This is a genomic window from Putridiphycobacter roseus (genome assembly GCF_003234935.1).
Lineage (GTDB): Bacteria > Bacteroidota > Bacteroidia > Flavobacteriales_D > Crocinitomicaceae > Putridiphycobacter > Putridiphycobacter roseus.
In genome coordinates this window covers 227898-247117 of record NZ_QKSB01000005.1, presented here as the reverse complement: position 1 = coordinate 247117, position 19220 = coordinate 227898, and the positions used below count along the sequence as shown (strand labels likewise).

Sequence of the window (19220 nt, the reverse complement as noted above, 5' to 3'; positions counted from 1 at the left end):
GGTATTTTTTTGCCCAATAAATTCGAACGAGAAGTTTATGCCGAACGAAGTTGAGGTGAGTCCCTCATTGCCCACCAAAAACACTTTAGGAAACTGAGTTTTTTTTTACCTTGATTTTAATGGTTGGTCACATGGTCTGGAAAAGATCAAGGTGTCAATTTCAAGAGTTGGGGTTAGGCATAAATTTTCATGCACCTTCATAAAAAAATGCTACGTTTCTGATACCTCTAATTTGTGATTGGCGATAATTTTATTATCGGATAATTCCTCCAAAAGTCTTTTTTTAACCTTAAGACCAGACTGGAAGTTATTATTGCAATCTGATTCACCCACAAAATATTTATTACCTCTACTACAAATTGATTATTGTTGAATCACTAGAATGAATAGGCGTTATTTTAAAAGTAAGGAATGAAGGCAAATGCTTATATTTGAATTAAATTTAATTAGCGTTTTACTGTTGCTCTTTTTACACGAATGATGGTGCTCATGTATATATGATCAAATACGTAATAGAATTATGGAGGAGGATTTAATTTTACCTAAAGCAATAAGTGCAAGAACCGAATTTAAGCGTAAATTCAGTTTAAAGGAAATGTATCGAGCAGCTGTTTTTGTCCCAATGGCAATGCAAAAATTAAATAGGAATAAAAAAAGTAAATTAATAGACCAAAACTTTATTAAGCGCATAGATTTGGCGGTTACAGAGGTGAATGGTTGTGCAATTTGTTCCTATGGTCACGCTAAAATGGCTTTGCGACAAGGGATGGGAAATGAAGAAATAAACAGTTTTTTAAGTGAAGGAGGGGGAGGTGACTTTATAAAGCCCGAAGAAGCAAAAGCAATCCTATTTGCGCAACATTTTGCGGATTCAAGAGCTTGTCCAAAGAAGTATGCTTATGATGCTATTGTAAAAGAGTATGGTGAGGAGAAAGCAGAAATTATACTTTCAGCTGCTCAAGTCATGATTTTTGGAAATATGTATGGAATTCCTTTGAGTGCTTTTTTATCTAGACTAAAAGGAAAGCCCTATAAAGACAGTTCATTTTTATATGAATTTAAAGTACTATTATTGGGTTTTCTCTTTTTACCAATAGCAATCCTCCATGGTTTGATTAAGTTACTATTTGGTTTAAAGAGCGTGAGATTTGACTATAGCACTGAAGCATGATCAGGAGAAGGCGTTGAGATTGGACCAATGGACATTTATAAACGATAGCAGACAGCTTCACAAGCTAAAAAACTACCTAACCAACGCTATTATTACCTGCGATTTTACCTAGCTGCTAATGTCCTCTCGACAGCATGAAAGAAAGAGGTATGCGTTCAGTACTTGATCTTACAAGTGCAAGACTAATGGTTCGAAATTTTTTTAATGGATTATTTCTTATTATCGTATTGGTAGCTTGATTTTAGAATTTGTTGTAGGTCCTAAGTTTTCCTATTACAAGAATTCAATTATACTCAAACTGTATTTTAACTTAAACAACGCGTACAAATAAACGGTCTTGATGGCATAGCTATTACTCAATGGTATGGCTTTAACTGCTATAAAATAGCTTGGTTAAATTGTTTTTGAAAGCATTTTCAGGTCCTTCACCTATTATTCGGAATCAATTTGGGCTTGCATCACTTCCTTAAACGTTGGGGGGTATTCCGTAATGCTTCCTGCGTTTTTTTTGTTAATCTTAAAAGTAATATCCTTTGTGGTGGTGAATAACAGGACAGAGAAAAAAGATTTACGGAGATGAGACTGTATTACAGCGTATGCTTCTTCTAAAGTCAATTCATTTTCTTCGTCTTCTGTTTCTTTAGATCTATAGCGCAATTTCAATAAGACTTTAAAGCCGTCTTCTGCGTAAATAGGTCGGACAAATATGTTTCTCAAGTCAGGTTTGCCAATGGTCTTTGCCATGGTTAATTTTGCAAATCGATCTTCTTGTACACTTTCTTTTACCTGTTCCCAGAAAAGAACAAACACATCTTGGTAAGGCATAAACTTAAGATTAAGGGTGAAGTATTTTTATTTTATCAAAAGTAATACTAATAATTCAATTCATATTTCTATCGGATGACAAATTCAAAACCATCTCTGTTTTATTTGATTACAGGAGAGTGTAGGACTTACTGAGTTGAGAAATCGATAAGGAAATAATATTCGCAGTTGACACAAAAATTATTAGCTAAGAATAAGCAGTTCGGTTTATATTTCTAAATTTATATTACTTCAAAATAGGAGTATTAGTTAAAGCGGATTAAAATCATTAAAAATAACCAAAGATGGCGCCCTTAAAAAAAATCCTAAATGTCGCTCAAATTAGAGCGACAGATAAATATACCATGGATAATGCTCCAATTGCATCTATTGATTTAATGGAGCAAGCAGCCTTGGCATTCGTAAAAGCCTTCGAAAAACATAGTAATGCATCCAAAAAAATAATTATCGTTTGTGGTGTAGGAAATAACGGGGGAGATGGTTTGGCTGTTAGTCGACTTTTAAGGCAAAAAGGTATGGATGTGCATGTCATGCTAGTTAAATTCAAAGAAACACTTTCAGCGGACTGTAAGATTAATAAAAACAGGTTAAAGGAGGTAGAAGAATTAACGGTGACGGATACTGTTCCAGATTTCGCAGCTTATGACATTATTATTGACGCGTTGTTTGGTTCAGGACTTAATAATCCTGTAAAAGGTTTTCCTGCTGCGGTAATTGCTGCTATAAATAAGGCTGAAAAAACCGTTTTTTCAATAGACGTTCCTTCCGGTTTACCTTGTGATGCTATTTCTACTTCTAAAAGTATTGTAAATAATAGTCACGTAATTAGTTTTCAAAGACCAAAATTGGCTTTTTTCTTTCCCGAACATAGGGCATATATACGAGACTGGGAAGTAGTGGATATTGGTTTAGACGAGGCCTTTATTCAGGCACAAAAATCTAATTATTTTTTATTAGACGAATCAGTAGCCAAAATAGTAAAAATAAGAGCGAAACAATCCCATAAAGGTACATATGGACATGCATTACTTTTAGCAGGCTCACATGGGAAGATGGGAGCAGCTGTTTTGTCGACCAAAGCTTGTTTGAGAAGTGGCGTTGGTTTACTAACCACTTGTGTTCCAAAATGCGGTTATAATATATTACAAATTGCTGCACCAGAAGCCATGTGTTTAACGGATGAAAACGCTCATTTTTTGACCGAATTACCTACTTTATCAAACTATGATGTAGTTGGAGCTGGTCCTGGTATAGGAAAGGATAAATTGACAGTTAAAATGCTTCAAAGTCTTCTTGAAAAAAGTACGCAACCATTGGTGTTGGATGCAGACGCTATTAATATTATTTCTGCCAATCAAAAGTTATTGGCACTGCTTCCAAAACGAAGTGTTTTAACCCCACATGTTAAAGAATTTGACCGATTAGTTGGCCCTTCTAAAAACACATTAGAACGGCATGAAAAGCAAGGATCATTTTCAAAAAAACACCAATGTATTATCGTTTTAAAGGATGCCTATACCTGTATATCGTCTACAACAGGAGAGTTTTACATAAATACTTCCGGGAATCAAGGCATGGCAACGGGTGGAAGTGGGGATGCCTTAACAGGTGTTATTACGGGACTGATTGCACAGCACTATGACCTGCTCAATGCCGCAATAGTAGGCGTGTATTTTCATGGAAAAGCGGGGGATAAGGGAGCAGAAAAGAAAGGCTATAATGCACTGCTTGCTTCCGATATTGTCGAAAATTTAAGAATTCAACCCTATGGATATACCCATTAAGTAGGTATAATTTTTTATAAATAACAATACGGAGTGCCATTCAGTTTATAGTATGCCACAGGTGTTGTTTACTATTTAAAATAAGCGATAAAATTGCCTTTATTAAAGAGTAGCCAAGTTTGATTAAGAAGCGGGTAAAAGAAAAGAATTAACTTATTCAAATTGTTTTGGGTCAAATGGTTTAATTTCACCACTTTTTAAATTATCTAACTTTACCTCTCCAACTCGAACTCTTACGAGACGTAAAGTAGCATGTCCTACAGCAGCAGTCATTTTTCTTACTTGTCTGTATTTTCCTTCCGTTATGGTGATTGAAATCCAACTTGTTGGACCATGTCTTTCATCCCTTATTTTTTTTTCTCGTGGAGGAAATGCAATTGGATCTTCTATAACTTTTACGGAACAAGGTAAGGTGATATATTTTTCACCTTTGATACCAATTTCAACCCCATTCATCAGTTTTTTTATGGCTGCTTCATTCGGAAAACCATCTACTTGTGCGTAGTATTCCTTTTCCACGGTTTTTCTTCTTACGTTTTCACTGGTCATACCATCCGTAGTCAAAAGTATTAAACCTTCTGTGTTTTCGTCCAACCTACCAATGGCCATCATGCCTTCAGGAAAATCTTGTAATTCTCCTAAGACTCTTTTTGTACGTTTACCTTTATGGATAAATTGTGATATAAATCCAAAGGGTTTGTGTAATGCAAAATGTGTATGTTCAGCCATCTTTTATTTATCTGATTTTTTAGCAATTCTTTTATCCGGCATAGGTCCTCTTAAGTGAATGACCAAGCCATTTAAAAAATTTCTTAATATCTGATCGCCACAATTACGGTATTTTTCATGTCCTTCAGCTCTAAAAAAAGCGCCTAATTCACTTTCAGTAACTTTAAAATCAACAAGTTTACAAATGGCAACAATGTCAGTATTTGTTAATTTATGCGCGACACGTAATTTTTTGAAAATATCGTTATTAGTCATGATTGGTAATTTTTCTGCAAGGTACTACTCATTTGTCAAATGAGCATCAAACAACTTTAAAATTCTGCTGTATTCGTCTATCCAACTACTAGATTTTACAAACCCATGTGGTTCTATGGGATACAAAGCCAAAGAAAAAGTATGCTTTCCTAATTCAATAAATCTTTGATTTAATCTTACCACATCTTGAAATTGTACATTGTCATCTTGCATACCATGGAGGATTAATAACTCGTCCTCTAATTGATTTGCAAAGTAAATTGGAGAACTTTGTTGAAAGGCTATGCTATCGGTTTCTGGTGTGTTTAAAATGTTACTCGTATAGGCATCATTATAATGTGCCCAATCGGTTACGGAACGAATGGCAGCACCACATTGAAATTGGCCAGGATATTTTAACAAGGCCATAATGGTAATAAATCCACCGTATGAACCACCATAAATGGCAATCCTATTTTCGTCAATACCTTCATTTTCTATCAAAAACTGCCGACCCACAATTTGATCGTTTAAATCAGATTTACCCATGTGGCGATAAATACTGGTTCTGAAGTCTCGTCCATAGCCTGCGCTAGCAGAATAATCTATGTCTATAACCGTATATCCTTTATCGCACAGTAAATTATGAAACATATACTCTCTGTAATATCCGCTCCACCAATGGTGTGCATTTTGTAAGTACCCTGCGCCATGCACAAATTGAATTGCTGCCCCATTTTTTACCTCAGATTTTGGTCGGTATAATCTTGCGTAAACAGTTTTGTTGTCTTGGTTGTTGAATTGAATAATTTCTGGTGTTCTCCATGCATAGGCTTTAAAAGCTTTGGTAGTGGAATGGGTTATTTGTGCTGCTATAACATTGGGTTTATTTTCTGTTAAAAATATTTCCCAAGGCTTGTTTTGATAGGAATACCGATAGGCAATGTGTTTTTCATCTGGCGATATACTTACTTCATAATTGCCTTTTTCTGCTAAAATCTGCGTCCATGTTTTTGATTCGATATGGAAATGATAAAAGTTACGGTTACCAGGATGAGACTTGTTTGCTGTAATGTAGAATTTTTCACCATTTTGACTAATCTTTGCTTCGTGAATTTCAAATTTTCCATTCGTTAATTGGGTCGTTTTTTTGTCCTTTAAAGTATAACTGTATAAGTGAGAATAGCCACTTTCTTCAGACTGAAAAAAGACTTTGTCTTGTGCTGGGAACCAATTTAAATTACCAGGTACCATGTTCCATCCAGAAATTCCAGGTCCCCCAATCCATGCATCATCATGTTGGTGATTGATACATTCTAATTGTTTTGTTTGTGTGTAGAAAATACAAATCCAACGGTCCTTATTATCATAGGACTTAATTTCAATTAATGCCTTGTCGCCAAAATCATTAAATTGTATTTGAGTGGGAATAACCGCTTTTGGGGTACTTCGGTGAAGGTCAATCGTGTCATTATAAATTTGTAAATAAAGCGGGTCTAATTTAATTCCAGGTAAATGAGCAATGTTAATTTCCCCCGACTTATTATGGTTTAAATCCAGATAAGCTATGACATGTGTTGGGTGTTTAGCGCCAACATTTGGTCTTGCTTTTTTTAGTGTCACATGGCCATTTTTGTTAATGTAACTTGGCATTTCCGTATTGGTGTTTTTGGCGTATTTATCTAGGCGAAATAAAGCGAAGTTATGGTTCGAATTGATTTCGAATAAGCCTATAGTTTGATTTTTTATAGGGTAAGTCTTTTGGTATGTTGCTTGCTGAATTTTATTACTATTTGCCCTTTCCTTGTTTTTTTCTTCTTTTAAAAAATCGAATAATATTAATTCCTGCCGACTTAAATAATCCATTTCTTTTTCTTTGTCGGTGGATTCTGTAAAATGCATTAACTCCTTTATGGTTCCTTCTTGGTGATTAAAGATTAGGTAGCTTTTTCCATTTTGTAGGAGTATTTTGTTTTCATCAAAAACATGTATTAATCGGTAATTACCGCTTGCTTGAAATATCAATTTGTTGCCCTTGTGCTGAACATAATAAATTCCTTTTTTATTTTGGTAGTAGTATGCGCCATTATTATTGGTTTGAAATCCGCTAATTGGCAAGTCAATTTGAGAAATAGGGTCTAAAGCAATTATTTTTTTAGTTTTTAAATGATAGACATGTTGCTCTTTATAAGCCAAAGAATCTTTTTTCCAACGGAAATAAATGGTCTCATTTTCTGGTCCCCAAAGTACATGATAAGGCTGATTACCTATAAAATCATTACCACGCATAATGTCACTTAAAACGAGTTGTGCATTTACTTGATAATGGAATAAGGATATAAAAATGAACAAATAATAGTACTTCATGTCTTTACTTTTGGACTAAATTAGTATTTTTAAAGTATTCTATTTAATAATATTGGATCGAGGTGTAACTTATTAACGCCTGAACCGTCCTACTATTGACCTATGAAAAAATGACTGTCGACGAATACAATAGCGCCGTAGCCGATTATGCTGATAATATTTATCGGTTTGTACTCAAGCATCTAAAAAATATTGATGCTGCTAGGGACGTTGTACAAGATACTTTTGAAAAAGTTTGGCTTAAAAAAGAAAACATTGATGGGCAAAAAGTAAAATCTTATTTATTTACAACTGCCTATAATCGTTTGATAGATGTGGTAAGAAAAGAAAAATTTCAAGTTGGGGAAGAGAATATTGATTATGTTAAACATGCTGATCCAATTAAAAACATGGATTTGCAATCTATTCTAAATGAAGCTTTGGATCAATTACCAGCAATACAAAAAACAGTTATTTTGTTACGCGATTATGAAGGTTATGATTATAGTGAAATAGGAAACATTACGGATTTAAAAGAGAGTCAAGTGAAGGTTTATATTTTTAGAGGAAGAAAAAAATTAAAAGAAATATTGGTGAGTGTAGAAGCCGTTTTAGAAAAATGATAAAAGTAGATATATATAATTATGAAGCTTTTTATCTAGATTATCTGGAAGGAAATTTGAATGCAAAGGATAGCCAAGTTTTGCTAAGTTTTTTAGATACACATCCTGCCTGTGCTGCTGAAGTAGTTGACATGGCAGATGTTTTGGAATTTGAACTACCAAAGGAAAATTTGGAATTTGAAGGTAAAGAAGCCTTATTAGAGCCTGTTTTTAAAAATGGTATTGATAAAGACAATGTGGAAAATTGGTTAATTGGCAGTGCAGAAGGATTGCTATCTGAGGTTGAAAATCAAAAGTTAATTAATTATACGAAAGCCCATGGGTTGGAACATACCAGTAGTTTATATCGAAAAATTAAATTACAGCCAGATTTAACGGTGGTTTATGAAAATAAAAATACGTTACTAAAAAAGAAGGGTCTGGTACTTGGCATGTTTGTTAGAATGCTTTCGGTTGCCGCAGTATTAGCACTGGTTTTCTTTGCTGTGAATTGGAATATGTATCAAAACGTCCCACAAAAATATGCAAGTCGATCTTTGGATGAAAATAATTTTCAGCAGATAAAATTTGCAGATGAACAGCATAAAGGGGCAGCAGTAATTGAAAAGTTAATGCAGGTACCAGCACAAGAAAATATTGCTACGAAACCCAAAACTACCAATAAAAAAGGCCTGAAAACTACGCGTATTTTAAAGATAGAGCGTTTAAATCCAGTTCCTAAATTAGATAATAATTACTTGGCATATATTACCATGGAGAAACCGCTTCCTGAGTTGAGTAACTATGATGTTCTTTTTACAGAAGATGACTTGGCTTTTACTGAAATTAAAAATACAGAAGATTTTATTGAACATGATCATTATGCACATACGGCATCAAAGGTAAATGTGCATGACCGATATAAACCGGTTACGAACGCATTAAGTAACTTTACCAAGCTGCCAGTATCTTATCAAGAAAGTACAAAAGATAGTGATTATAAGGTGACTAAGTTCAAAATTGGAAAAATATCTTTCGAAAGAAAGAAAAAAAAATAACCTTCCTGTAACTTATTTTATAGTTGGTCGTCCTATTCATAAGAACGTTAAACAAAGATTGTGGTACCCATAGTGAAAGCTTAAACTGGCCATTTGAAATTTTCACTACTTTGTTTCCCGTTGTACTAAACTTAAAACTTAATAAGATGAAAAATATAATAACTTTAATTGCAATTTCTTTAAGCATGCAATTGTTTGCCCAAGAGAAAGAACAAGATACTATGCGTTTTAATGTCGCTGGTCTTGAATTTATAATCATTAACCATGGAGAAGATACCTTATTAGTGAGCGGAGAAGGCACTTCAAAAGAAGTAGAAGTGGGTAAGAGTAAAAAAAATAAGGCAGATGATGATTTAACGTACTGGAGTGGATTTGATTTTGGCCCTTCAATATTATTAAACGCTAGTGGTGGTAATCAAATAAATAGTCCTTATTTACAAATGGACCCGGCCCAATCTTTTAGTTATAATTTAAACTTTTTTGAAAAACGAATTCGCTTTGGTACCGATCATGTTGGGTTGGTTACTGGTATGGGATTGTCTTTTTCGAGATATGGGTTGAAAAATAATTATCAACTAAAACAAAGTGCAGATAGTACTTGGGGGACTTTAGATACACTTACTTCCTTTAATAAAAATCAACTAAGAGCCACCTATTTAAATGTGCCTTTATTGCTTCAGTTTAATAGTTCCAAAAATGAAGACAAAAATTTTCATGTCGCAGCAGGAGTAATTGGTGGGGTTAGAATTGGTTCAAAATTAGTACAGAAATTTGATGTACTTGGAAAAGAGTCAAAAAATAAATCAAAGGGCGTCTATAATTTAAATTCTTTTCAAGCATTGGCTACCGTGCGAATGGGATATAACGATTTTGGGTTATTCGCAAATTATAACTTATTACCCTTGTTTGAAAAAGGAAAAGCGGAACAAGTTTTTCCTTTAACAATGGGAGTGTCCTTCCATTTTTAAACCAATAAATACATGGTGTGCAGTCGTAAATTTAATGTGTGTGTGACTAAACATAGTATTTTTTCATAGGTAAAGAGCTGTCAATTTATTGGCAGCTTTTTTATTTTAATTCTGAAAGTTTAGATTTTAAGGAAGAGATAACATTAACCTCAATAGGGTCTACCTCATTTAAATCTGCCAAATAAAGACTAATCCAATCGGTTAAGTGTATTAGATATAATGCTTGTGTTAAAAGTGATTTACCTTTCGCATTAATCTCAATAATTTGTTTTGTCTTACTTTCAATTACTGGTTTACAAAAATCCCAACGTTTACTCGTTCTGTAATATTCTAAATCAGTCTTTAGTTTAATGACTACAATTTTATCATTGCCACCAGCCCAACCAACGAGTTCGTTGTGATTCATTTCCGGAATTACAGCATGCCAGCACAACATTTTACTGTTTTCATTAATTTGTTGTCTAAATCTAATGGCTATACCTTCTAGACTTGGGTTTGAATAAATGACAGGGGTATGTTCGTACATTTGACCTGCAACCACTCTTGCGTTATCTTTAATAGCTGACTCTTCTTTTTCTATGATCTCAATTGCTTCTAAAATACTGTTTTCAAATTGATTATCAATTAAACCAAATGCTTTTAACACATAAAAATGTTGGATTAAACTATAGCCTAACATTGCTCTTGGTTGCTCACCACCAGGTACTATAATATATGGCCAATTGTTTTCTTTTGCCAATTCCAGTAATTTACCAGCTGAAGCAATAATTACAATTTTTGCATTTTTTGATTTACATTTTTCAATAGCCTCTAGTGTTTCTTCTGTATTTCCAGAATAAGAGGTAGCAATCACTAAAGTATTTTCATTAACAAATGCTGGGATAGAATAATCGTTGATAGATTCAAATGGAACCGATAGCTTATTCAAATTTAATAATTTTGCAATTTTAGCACCAATTCCAGAACCGCCTAATCCACAAGCTAATATGTTGTTTATCTGGTGGGTTTCATTGCGTTTAAAATGTTTTCCAATTTCCATTGCATTCTTTAATTGGTTTGGAAAGTCAGCGATAATATTTTGCATAGTTAAATCTTAAGCTTCCAAAGTTAATATTTTAAGTGTTATTTCAATAGGGTTATGGATTGAAAAAAGAAATTTGAATATCTTTGTTGAAAATTATTTACATGAGTTTCGCAAATTTATCCGAGCAAGAAATACAAAGAAGAGAAGCATTAACGGCGTTAAGAGCGCACGGCGTTAATCCATACCCTGCTGATTTATATCCAGTATCTATATTGTCAAATGAAATAAAAAGTGACTATGTAGAGGGTAAACAGGTTGTTATAGCAGGAAGATTAATGGCGAGAAGAATTCAAGGAAAAGCATCTTTTGCTGAATTGCAAGATAGTGCTGGAAGAGTTCAAGTGTATTTCAATAGGGATGAAATATGTCCAGAGGAAGATAAATGGGCGTACAATGAATTGTATAAAAAATTATTGAATTTAGGTGATTTTATAGGAATTGAAGGAACCTTGTTTAAAACCCAAGTAGGTGAAATTTCTGTTCGGGTTAAAAAATTCACCTTATTGACCAAAACATTAAAACCATTACCACAACCTAAAACAGATGAAGATGGGAATGTGCATGATGCTTTTACGGATCCTGAAATGCGCTATAGACAACGGTATGTAGATTTAGTAGTGAACCCGCAAGTAAAGGATGTTTTTGTGAAGCGGAGTAAATTATTTAATGCCATGCGAACGTTTTTTACCGACGCTGGATATTTTGAGGTAGAAACACCAATATTACAACCGATTCCAGGTGGTGCCGCAGCCCGACCTTTTGTTACACACCATAACGCTTTGGATGTTCCTTTGTTTATGCGAATAGCCAATGAATTATACTTAAAAAGATTGATAGTTGGTGGTTTTGATGGCGTTTTTGAATTTTCTAAAAACTTTAGAAATGAAGGAATGGACAGAACGCATAATCCAGAATTTACGGCAATGGAAATTTATGTGGCCTACAAAGATTACAATTGGATGATGGATTTTACCGAGAAATTGTTAGAATACTGTGCAATAGCCGTAAATGGTACTTCTTCTGCAACCTTTGGAGAACACAATATTGAATTTAAAGCACCTTATAAACGGGTTACCATGCGTCAATCGATCATTGATTTTACTGGGTTTGATATCGGAGGAAAAACAGAAGATGAAATTAGAAATGCTGCCAAAGAAATGAAAATACCGGTGGATGATACTATGGGTAAAGGAAAATTAATTGATGAAATATTTGGCGAAAAATGTGAAGGAAATTACATTCAACCAACTTTCATCACGGATTATCCTAAAGAAATGTCGCCATTGTGTAAAGAGCATAGAGAAGATCCTGAATTAACTGAACGTTTTGAATTAATGGTTTGTGGTAAAGAAATTGCTAATGCTTATTCTGAGTTAAACGATCCTATTGACCAGAGAGAAAGATTTGAAGCGCAATTGAAATTGGCGGCTAATGGAGATGATGAAGCAGGTGAATTTATTGACCAAGACTTTTTGAGAGCTCTAGAATATGGCATGCCACCTACATCAGGTTTGGGTATTGGAATGGACCGTCTGATTATGTATTTAACCAATAATGCTTCTATCCAAGAGGTTTTATTCTTTCCTCAAATGAAACCCGAGACTAAAAATAAAGTAAGCGTTGAATTAAACGAAGACCAAAAATTAGTTTTGGATACCTTAAAAAAAGCTACGCCAATTAGTTTAGATGATTTGAAAGCTAAAACTGGCTTGAGTAACAAAAAATGGGATAAGTCTATCAAGCATTTAACCAGTAATAAATTGGCCAAAGTAACTAAAACAAATGATGACTTGTTGGTGGAGTTGGTGTAAGTAAAATTGTAGCTTGACCTAGAAAAGTAAACCTACAGAAAGGTAATCTTAAGCAAACCTTAAGATTACATATTTTTGTATGCCTGATTTTTATCTAATCTTTGTAACATGAGAATTCTAATAGTAGAAGATGAAATTGGTATCGCTAATTTTCTTAAACAAGGATTGGAAGAAGAATCTTATACTGTTGCTGTGGCGCATACAGGCGATATTGGATTAATGATGGCTTTGTCCGGGGAATATGATTTACTTTTATTAGATTGGATGTTACCGAAAAAAAGTGGTATAGAAATCTGTACCCAATTCAGGAAAAAATACAAAGAAACACCAATTATTTTTCTTACCGCAAAAGATACGCTTGACGAAACGATATTTGGATTGCAAGCCGGCGCAAATGATTATATAAAAAAACCTTTCCATTTTGAAGAACTATTAGAACGTGTGCGTGTACAATTAAGGAATAATTCTGAAGAATTGACGGAATTAACCCTTGGCTCTATTGTGTTAAACACCGTTGCACATACAGTTTTTAAAAGTGGTAAAGAAATAGCATTGACCCAAAAAGAATTTGATTTATTGGCATTGTTAATTAAAAACAAAGGCAAGGTTTGTAGTAGAACAAAAATTATTGAAAGTGTTTGGGATATTCATTTCGAATATAATACCAGTGTAATTGATGTCTTTATAAATGCCTTACGAAAAAAATTACAGCTCACTAATGATGATAATTACATTCAAACCATAAGAGGGGTTGGTTATATTGCAAAGGAATTATGAATCTAAGTTATAAAAAACGGGTTGCTTTACATTTTATGCTGGCTACTAGTATTGTAGTTGTAGGTGTTTTTTGTATTGTGTATTTCATAGTGCAACAAACAGTATATCAGAATATTGATAATGATTTGTCTTTTGAAGCAAATAAGCATACCAAAGAAATTTTTCAATCCCCAGAAGGCATTAAATTTATATTTAACGACGAATGGAAAGAAGTCGAACATAGAGAAGTGCAAGTTAATCCAGTGTTTATTCAATTAACCGATAGCTTAGGAATGGTGAAAGATAAGTCTCCTAATTTAAAAGGAAATCAATTATTTTTTAAAAATGAGAATAAATATGGGGATCATTTCAATACAAAATTAAACCAAAGATTAATTCGACAAGTCCAAATTCCGGTAGAAAATAATGGTAAAATATATGGCCATATTATTGCCGCAATGGCATTAGATGGCTCAATGATGGTGTTGAAAAATTTAAGAAATACGCTCTTGTTTCTTTTTCCAATTGTCCTACTCGGTTTATTTTTTATTTCTTCGTTTCTCGCAGGGAGAAGTATTTCTCCTGTTGTATTAATCACAAATACAGCGAATAGAATTACTAAAAATAATTTAAACGAACGAATTGATTTGCCTGCAAACCAAGATGAATTATTCGACTTGTCGAATTCCATAAATTCATTGTTAGGGAGATTAGAACAAGCTTTAGAACGTGAGAAACAATTTACTTCTGACGCTTCTCATGAACTGCGTACACCAATAGCTGTAATTAGAGGGACTTTAGAGGTTTTAATCCGAAAAGAACGAACGGTTGAAGAATATCAAGCTAAAATAAATTATTGTTTAACCGAACTCGATCGCATGACAAATGTTACCGAGCAATTACTGGTTTTAGCAAGGTTTGATTCAAGTACTAAGCTGTCTTCTACTCCCAATATAAGTTTAGGAGAACTAGTCCGTAAAATAGTGTTGCAACGAACACCTATTATATTAAAAAAGGATATTGAATTTGTGCTGGATATACAGAGCGGTGGAGCATTAGAATTAAATGCTTTTTACGCAAATTTAATTATAGATAACTTATTGAGTAATGCCATAAAATACTCTGCAAATAAAGCTAAAATAGAAATTACAATAAAGGGTGATTCCAATTTGGCACATTGTACTATTAAAGATTATGGTATTGGAATTGATGAGGTGGATATCCAAAATATTTATACGCCTTTTTTTAGATCAAATTCGCTGGATCATAAAGAAATAAATGGAGCTGGTTTAGGACTTTCAATCGTTAAAAAGGCAGCAGAGGTAATTCACACTAATATTGAAATTGATAGTGAATTGGGCAAGGGTACAACAGTGAATATAACATTTAAAGGACTTAATAATTTTTAACCTCTTTATAAAGCAAGGTAGTGTGCCGTGTTATTTTTAAGCTAATCTTAAGAAAAAACTAGGGAAGACTAAAGTTCGTGATACTATCTTTGTAATAAGATAAATAACAGTCCGTCATGTTCGAAAAAATTATTCATTTTAGTATTCAAAACAAGTTAATTGTCTTATTGCTTACTGCTTTTATTATAGGTAGTGGTGTATATTCATTAATGAATATTCCCATAGGTGCTGTACCTGATATAACAAATAATCAAGTGCAAGTTATCACCACATCTCGCAATTTAGCAACCCAAGATGTAGAAAAATTTTTAACGTATCCTGTAGAGTTGGAAATGGCAAATTTGCCTAATGTTAAAGAAATACGCTCCATTTCAAAGTTTGGACTGTCCGTTGTTACCATAGTATTTGATGATGCAATAGGTACTTATTTGCCAAGGCAATTAATTGCAGAAAAAATAAAGAGTGCCGAAGAAAAAATTCCGTCTGGTTTTGGTTCCCCATTTATGGGACCAGTAACCACAGGTTTGGGAGAAATATACCAATATATTATTGATGTAGACCCGCAGCACAAAGCGCAATATTCAATTGCAGACTTGAGAACCATCCAAGATTGGATAGTTAAGCGACAATTGTCGGGGATTCCCGGAGTTGTTGAAGTAAATACTTGGGGTGGTTTTTTAAAGCAATATCAAGTGGCAGTTGATCCCAAACGTTTATTGTCTATGAATATTTCTATAACCGAGGTGTTTACAGCTTTGGAAAATAATAATGGAATAGCTGGTGGAGGGTATATTGAAAAAGGGAATGAAAGTTATTTTATTAGAGGGGAGGGACTAGTAGGTTCAATTGAAGATATAGAAAATATAGTAGTGGTAACAAGATCGAGTAGCCCGATTTATATAAAAGATATAGCAAAAGTGGGCTTTGGTGCTGCCAATAGATTTGGTGCGATTACAGGAAATGGTGAAGGAGAAAAAGTTTTGGGTCAGGTGATGATGTTAAAAGGAGCTGATTCAAAAAAAGTGATTAATGCAGTAAAGGTTAGGGTTGAGGAGTTAAAAAATTCCCTACCAGAAGGAATTCGTATTAATGCATTTTTAGAAAGGAGTGAGCTAATAGCTAAAACGACCTTTACGGTGAGTGAAAATTTAATTCTTGGATGCTTAATCGTGATTTTTGTCGTGGTACTTTTACTCGGCAATATTCGCTCGGGATTGGTAGTCGCTTCCGTGATCCCGTTAACGTTATTTTTTGCATTAACGCTCATGTATATTTTTGGAGTAGATGCTAATTTGATGAGTTTAGGAGCAATAGATTTTGGTATTATTATAGACGGGGCCGTTATTATTGTTGAGTATATCGCTTTTAAAATAACTGCGGAAAGATTGGCCATAAATAAGCTGCCGAGTATAGAGAAAAGGGCTTTTATTGACCGGATAACTTTTCTTGGAACTTCTAAAATGATGCGCTCTGCTGTTTTTGGTCAGGTGATCATCATTATTGTATTTATTCCAATTCTTTCCTTGGTCAATGTGGAAGGAAAAATGTTCCGACCAATGGCTTTGGTATTTACTTTTGCCTTAATTGGTGCAATGTTTTTGTGCTTCACGTACGTTCCTGTAATGGCTTCCTTATTTTTAAAACCTTCGAATCCAGAAAAAAGGAATGTCTCAACCCGATTAGTTAGTTTCTTAGGAAAAACCTATAAACCTATTATGGTTTGGGCATTGCGAAAAAAAGCCACTGTTTTAAGTGCTGCACTTCTATTATTGATAATGGTTTTTATTCTTTTTAGTAAAATGGGAGGGGAGTTTGTTCCAACTTTGGATGAAGGAGATCTCGTTATTCAACCTGTATTAAAAACCGGGACTTCACTTACAAAAACTGTTGAAACAACGACACAAATTGAAAAGATTTTGATGAAATTTCCGGAGGTAGATCAAGTTGTTTCTAGAATAGGGGCAGCAGAAGTACCGACGGATCCAATGTCTATGGAAGAGAGTGACGTAATTGTAAAGTTAAAACCCAAAAAGGAATGGGTATCTGCAAAATCTAAAGATGAGTTAACGGATAAGTTTAAAGTCGCCTTGACTGATATTGCAGGAATAGATTATGAATTTACGCAACCCATTGAAATGCGATTTAATGAATTAATTACAGGGGTTCGAGCTGATTTAGCCATAAAGATATTTGGTGAAGATTTGGATGTGCTTTATCAGACTGCTTTAAAAATAGAAAAGGCTATTAGTAATGTGCCAGGTGCAGCGGATATTTCAGTTGAAAAAGTGGCAGGTCTCCCACAAATGAGTGTGGAATACGACCGAAATAAAATTGCAAAATATGGCTTAAATATTGCGGATTTAAATGATGTACTTACTATGGGGTTTGCCGGAAAAACAGCAGGAAGTGTTTTTGAAGGTGAGAAACAATTTGATTTGGTGGTACGCTTTGATGAAAAAGACAGAAAAGATATTTCAAATATTGCTACCACGTCTATTCGACTCCATGATGGAAATACTTTGCCTTTTTCAGAATTTGCAAAAATAAGCTACACTAAAGGACCAGCAAAAATATCTCGTGATAATACCAAAAGGAGAATTGTTATTGGTGTAAATGTTCGGAACAGAGATTTACAGTCGGTAGTAGAGGATGTACAAAAAATTATAAATAATAACATTGAAATACCCAAGGGATACACTATTGCCTATGGTGGACAATTTGAAAATTTACGTTCTGCAATTAGTAGATTATGGGTGGCGGTTCCCATAGCGCTAGTCTTGATTTTCTTTTTGCTTTATTTTGCATTTAAATCTGTTAAAGAAGCATTAATGATTTATAGTGCAATACCGCTTTCAGCTGTTGGTGGTGTATTATTTCTTTATTTAAGAGGTTTGCCATTTAGTATTTCTGCCGGGGTCGGTTTTATTGCCTTGTTTGGAATCGCAGTATTGAATGGTATTGTATTGATAGAACAATTTAAAGAATTAAAACAGGAAGGTATAACCAATGTCAATAGGAGGATAATTTTAGGTACACAACTTAGATTAAGACCAGTATTACTTACTGCTTCGGCTGCTGCTTTAGGCTTTCTACCAATGGCTATTTCAACCAATGCCGGTGCAGAAGTGCAAAGACCTTTGGCTACAGTAGTAATTGGTGGACTTATTTCTGCAACTTTACTGACCTTGATTGTGTTACCAGTGCTTTATGCCATCTTTGATAAAACCAAAAAAACACATCAAATAGGTAGTAGTAAAACGACAATTTTAGTTTTATTGCTCAGTGTTGGTTTATACTCTAATGCGCAAAATGTTGAAATTTCTTTGGATAGTGCAATTGCATATGGAATTGAAAATAATAAAAGATTACAATCCTCAAAATACGAGGTGGAAAGAAATAAAATACTTGAAGGTACCGCATTTACCATTGAGAAAACCGATATTTATTATAGTTTTGATCAAAATAATATTGCACCGAATAATGTTGCGTTAAATGTTTTTGGTATCAGTCAATCTGTCAAGTTTCCATCATTTTATGTTTCTCAAAAAGGTTTGTTAAAGCAAAACACGGCTTTGGCCAAGACCAAATATTTATTAGACGAACAATACATCAAAAAAGAAATTTCTAAAGCATATTATACGGTCTCGCATTGGTCAAAAATGGTTGGAAATTATAAATATTTAGATAGTGTATACCAGAAATTTGCTGAAGCAGCAATGCTAAAAAAACAAGTAGGTGAATCCAGTACATTGGCAGTATTGTTAGCCACCTCAAAATCTAAAGAAATGCATGTTTCTTTATACCAAAGTGAAATGAACTTTAACAAATCGTTGGTACAACTAAATAAATGGATACAAGGGGATACTACTTATACTATAGCAATCGATTCTTTGGAAGATGTTGGCTTATTACCATTTGATTCCTCGAAAAATCCATTTTTACAATATCTAAATCAATCTATTGCGTTAAGTGAAAAACAGCTCACTATAAATAAGCAAAATTTATTGCCAGATGTTAAATTTGAGGCATTTAAAGGGAGTAATAACGGAGTGTCTCCCAATGCTTATTATGGCGTTCAAGCTGGAATTGCTGTACCTCTTTTTTATGGGGGTGATAAATCAAAGATTAAAGCTTCCAAAACGGAAGTAAAGATAAAGCAAAATGATTTTGAAGATTATACAACGCACATGAAATCAAATTATGCTGCACTCATTAATGAATTATTAGCCTATAAAAGTGGGGTAGATTATTATACAGATTATGGGGAGGTTTTGTATCAAGAAACACTAAGAAATGCCAATGAAATGTTTAATTCTGGAGAAATTGATTATTTACAATTTATATCTCTATTGGAGCATGCAATAAATATTAAAATCAATTACTTGCAAAATAATTTTTTCTATAATTTAACTGTCATTGAAGCAAATAATATTACTAATTAAT

At 33.7% G+C, this 19220-nt stretch carries 14 protein-coding genes; 9 read left to right on the top strand and 5 right to left on the bottom strand.

What is annotated here, in order from left to right:
• The first annotated feature begins 520 nt into the window (after positions 1-520).
• The gene (locus DNU06_RS10330) at positions 521-1171 is read left to right on the top strand and encodes a carboxymuconolactone decarboxylase family protein (protein ID WP_111063255.1); all 651 of its coding nucleotides are present in this window, start codon (positions 521-523) and stop codon (positions 1169-1171) included.
• A gap of 432 nt (positions 1172-1603) precedes the next feature.
• Here the strand turns inward: DNU06_RS10330 and DNU06_RS10325 are convergent, their stop codons facing one another.
• Positions 1604-1996, bottom strand: coding sequence for a hypothetical protein (locus DNU06_RS10325; RefSeq protein WP_111063254.1), 393 nt, complete (start codon positions 1994-1996; stop codon positions 1604-1606).
• 284 nt (positions 1997-2280) lie between these two features.
• On the opposite strand from DNU06_RS10325, the gene DNU06_RS10320 reads away from it, so the two are divergent.
• Entirely contained in the window at positions 2281-3780 is a 1500-nt protein-coding gene (locus DNU06_RS10320) for an NAD(P)H-hydrate dehydratase (RefSeq protein ID WP_111063253.1), read from the top strand.
• Positions 3781-3933: 153 nt separating this feature from the next.
• Here DNU06_RS10320 and DNU06_RS10315 read toward each other — a convergent pair whose 3' ends face one another.
• From DNU06_RS10315 to DNU06_RS10305, 3 genes are read right to left on the bottom strand one after another with little or no spacing between them, the layout of a single operon-like run.
• A complete protein-coding gene (locus tag DNU06_RS10315; protein ID WP_111063252.1) occupies positions 3934-4509 on the bottom strand; it encodes a pseudouridine synthase in 576 nt (191 codons plus the stop codon).
• 3 nt (positions 4510-4512) lie between these two features.
• Entirely contained in the window at positions 4513-4764 is a 252-nt protein-coding gene (locus DNU06_RS10310; RefSeq protein WP_111063251.1) for a DUF1456 family protein, read from the bottom strand.
• Between the two features lie 24 nt (positions 4765-4788).
• A complete protein-coding gene (locus DNU06_RS10305) occupies positions 4789-7110 on the bottom strand; it encodes a S9 family peptidase (RefSeq protein WP_111063250.1) in 2322 nt (773 codons plus the stop codon).
• A 110-nt stretch (positions 7111-7220) separates the two neighbouring features.
• Between DNU06_RS10305 and DNU06_RS10300 the strand changes: the two genes are divergently transcribed.
• The 3 genes from DNU06_RS10300 (at position 7221) to DNU06_RS10290 (ending at position 9717) form a co-directional block, all read left to right on the top strand.
• A complete protein-coding gene (locus DNU06_RS10300) occupies positions 7221-7712 on the top strand; it encodes an RNA polymerase sigma factor (RefSeq protein ID WP_111063249.1) in 492 nt (163 codons plus the stop codon).
• Positions 7709-8749, top strand: coding sequence for a hypothetical protein (locus tag DNU06_RS10295; RefSeq protein WP_111063248.1), 1041 nt, complete (start codon positions 7709-7711; stop codon positions 8747-8749). Before DNU06_RS10300 ends, DNU06_RS10295 begins: the two co-directional genes overlap by 4 nt.
• 146 nt (positions 8750-8895) lie before the next feature.
• On the top strand, positions 8896-9717 hold the full coding sequence (locus DNU06_RS10290) for an outer membrane beta-barrel protein (RefSeq protein WP_111063247.1): 822 nt from the start codon (positions 8896-8898) through the stop codon (positions 9715-9717).
• 100 nt (positions 9718-9817) lie between these two features.
• Here DNU06_RS10290 and DNU06_RS10285 read toward each other — a convergent pair whose 3' ends face one another.
• Positions 9818-10801: a bifunctional phosphoglucose/phosphomannose isomerase gene (locus DNU06_RS10285; RefSeq protein ID WP_111063246.1), complete on the bottom strand. Its 984-nt coding sequence runs from the start codon at positions 10799-10801 to the stop codon at positions 9818-9820.
• Between the two features lie 101 nt (positions 10802-10902).
• Here DNU06_RS10285 and lysS point away from each other — a divergent pair, with 101 nt between their 5' ends.
• From lysS to DNU06_RS10265, 4 genes are all read left to right on the top strand, one after another.
• Positions 10903-12612 (top strand): lysine--tRNA ligase, encoded by a 1710-nt coding sequence (gene lysS / locus DNU06_RS10280; RefSeq protein WP_111063245.1) that lies wholly within the window; start codon positions 10903-10905, stop codon positions 12610-12612.
• Positions 12613-12720: 108 nt separating this feature from the next.
• The gene (locus tag DNU06_RS10275; protein ID WP_111063244.1) at positions 12721-13389 is read left to right on the top strand and encodes a response regulator transcription factor; all 669 of its coding nucleotides are present in this window, start codon (positions 12721-12723) and stop codon (positions 13387-13389) included.
• Positions 13386-14777 carry a sensor histidine kinase gene (locus DNU06_RS10270; RefSeq protein ID WP_111063243.1) on the top strand — a complete coding sequence of 464 codons (1392 nt, stop codon included), beginning with the start codon at positions 13386-13388 and terminating at the stop codon, positions 14775-14777. Before DNU06_RS10275 ends, DNU06_RS10270 begins: the two co-directional genes overlap by 4 nt.
• A gap of 116 nt (positions 14778-14893) precedes the next feature.
• Positions 14894-19219: a CusA/CzcA family heavy metal efflux RND transporter gene (locus DNU06_RS10265; protein WP_111063242.1), complete on the top strand. Its 4326-nt coding sequence runs from the start codon at positions 14894-14896 to the stop codon at positions 19217-19219.
• Position 19220 lies beyond the last annotated feature (1 nt).

Coding starts and splice junctions, on each gene's coding strand:
- DNU06_RS10330 (WP_111063255.1), top strand. CDS start 521: ATGGAGGAGGATTTAATTTTACCTAAAGCAATAAGTGCAAGAACCGAA.
- DNU06_RS10325 (WP_111063254.1), bottom strand. CDS start 1,996: ATGCCTTACCAAGATGTGTTTGTTCTTTTCTGGGAACAGGTAAAAGAA.
- DNU06_RS10320 (WP_111063253.1), top strand. CDS start 2,281: ATGGCGCCCTTAAAAAAAATCCTAAATGTCGCTCAAATTAGAGCGACA.
- DNU06_RS10315 (WP_111063252.1), bottom strand. CDS start 4,509: ATGGCTGAACATACACATTTTGCATTACACAAACCCTTTGGATTTATA.
- DNU06_RS10310 (WP_111063251.1), bottom strand. CDS start 4,764: ATGACTAATAACGATATTTTCAAAAAATTACGTGTCGCGCATAAATTA.
- DNU06_RS10305 (WP_111063250.1), bottom strand. CDS start 7,110: ATGAAGTACTATTATTTGTTCATTTTTATATCCTTATTCCATTATCAA.
- DNU06_RS10300 (WP_111063249.1), top strand. CDS start 7,221: ATGACTGTCGACGAATACAATAGCGCCGTAGCCGATTATGCTGATAAT.
- DNU06_RS10295 (WP_111063248.1), top strand. CDS start 7,709: ATGATAAAAGTAGATATATATAATTATGAAGCTTTTTATCTAGATTAT.
- DNU06_RS10290 (WP_111063247.1), top strand. CDS start 8,896: ATGAAAAATATAATAACTTTAATTGCAATTTCTTTAAGCATGCAATTG.
- DNU06_RS10285 (WP_111063246.1), bottom strand. CDS start 10,801: ATGCAAAATATTATCGCTGACTTTCCAAACCAATTAAAGAATGCAATG.
- lysS (WP_111063245.1), top strand. CDS start 10,903: ATGAGTTTCGCAAATTTATCCGAGCAAGAAATACAAAGAAGAGAAGCA.
- DNU06_RS10275 (WP_111063244.1), top strand. CDS start 12,721: ATGAGAATTCTAATAGTAGAAGATGAAATTGGTATCGCTAATTTTCTT.
- DNU06_RS10270 (WP_111063243.1), top strand. CDS start 13,386: ATGAATCTAAGTTATAAAAAACGGGTTGCTTTACATTTTATGCTGGCT.
- DNU06_RS10265 (WP_111063242.1), top strand. CDS start 14,894: ATGTTCGAAAAAATTATTCATTTTAGTATTCAAAACAAGTTAATTGTC.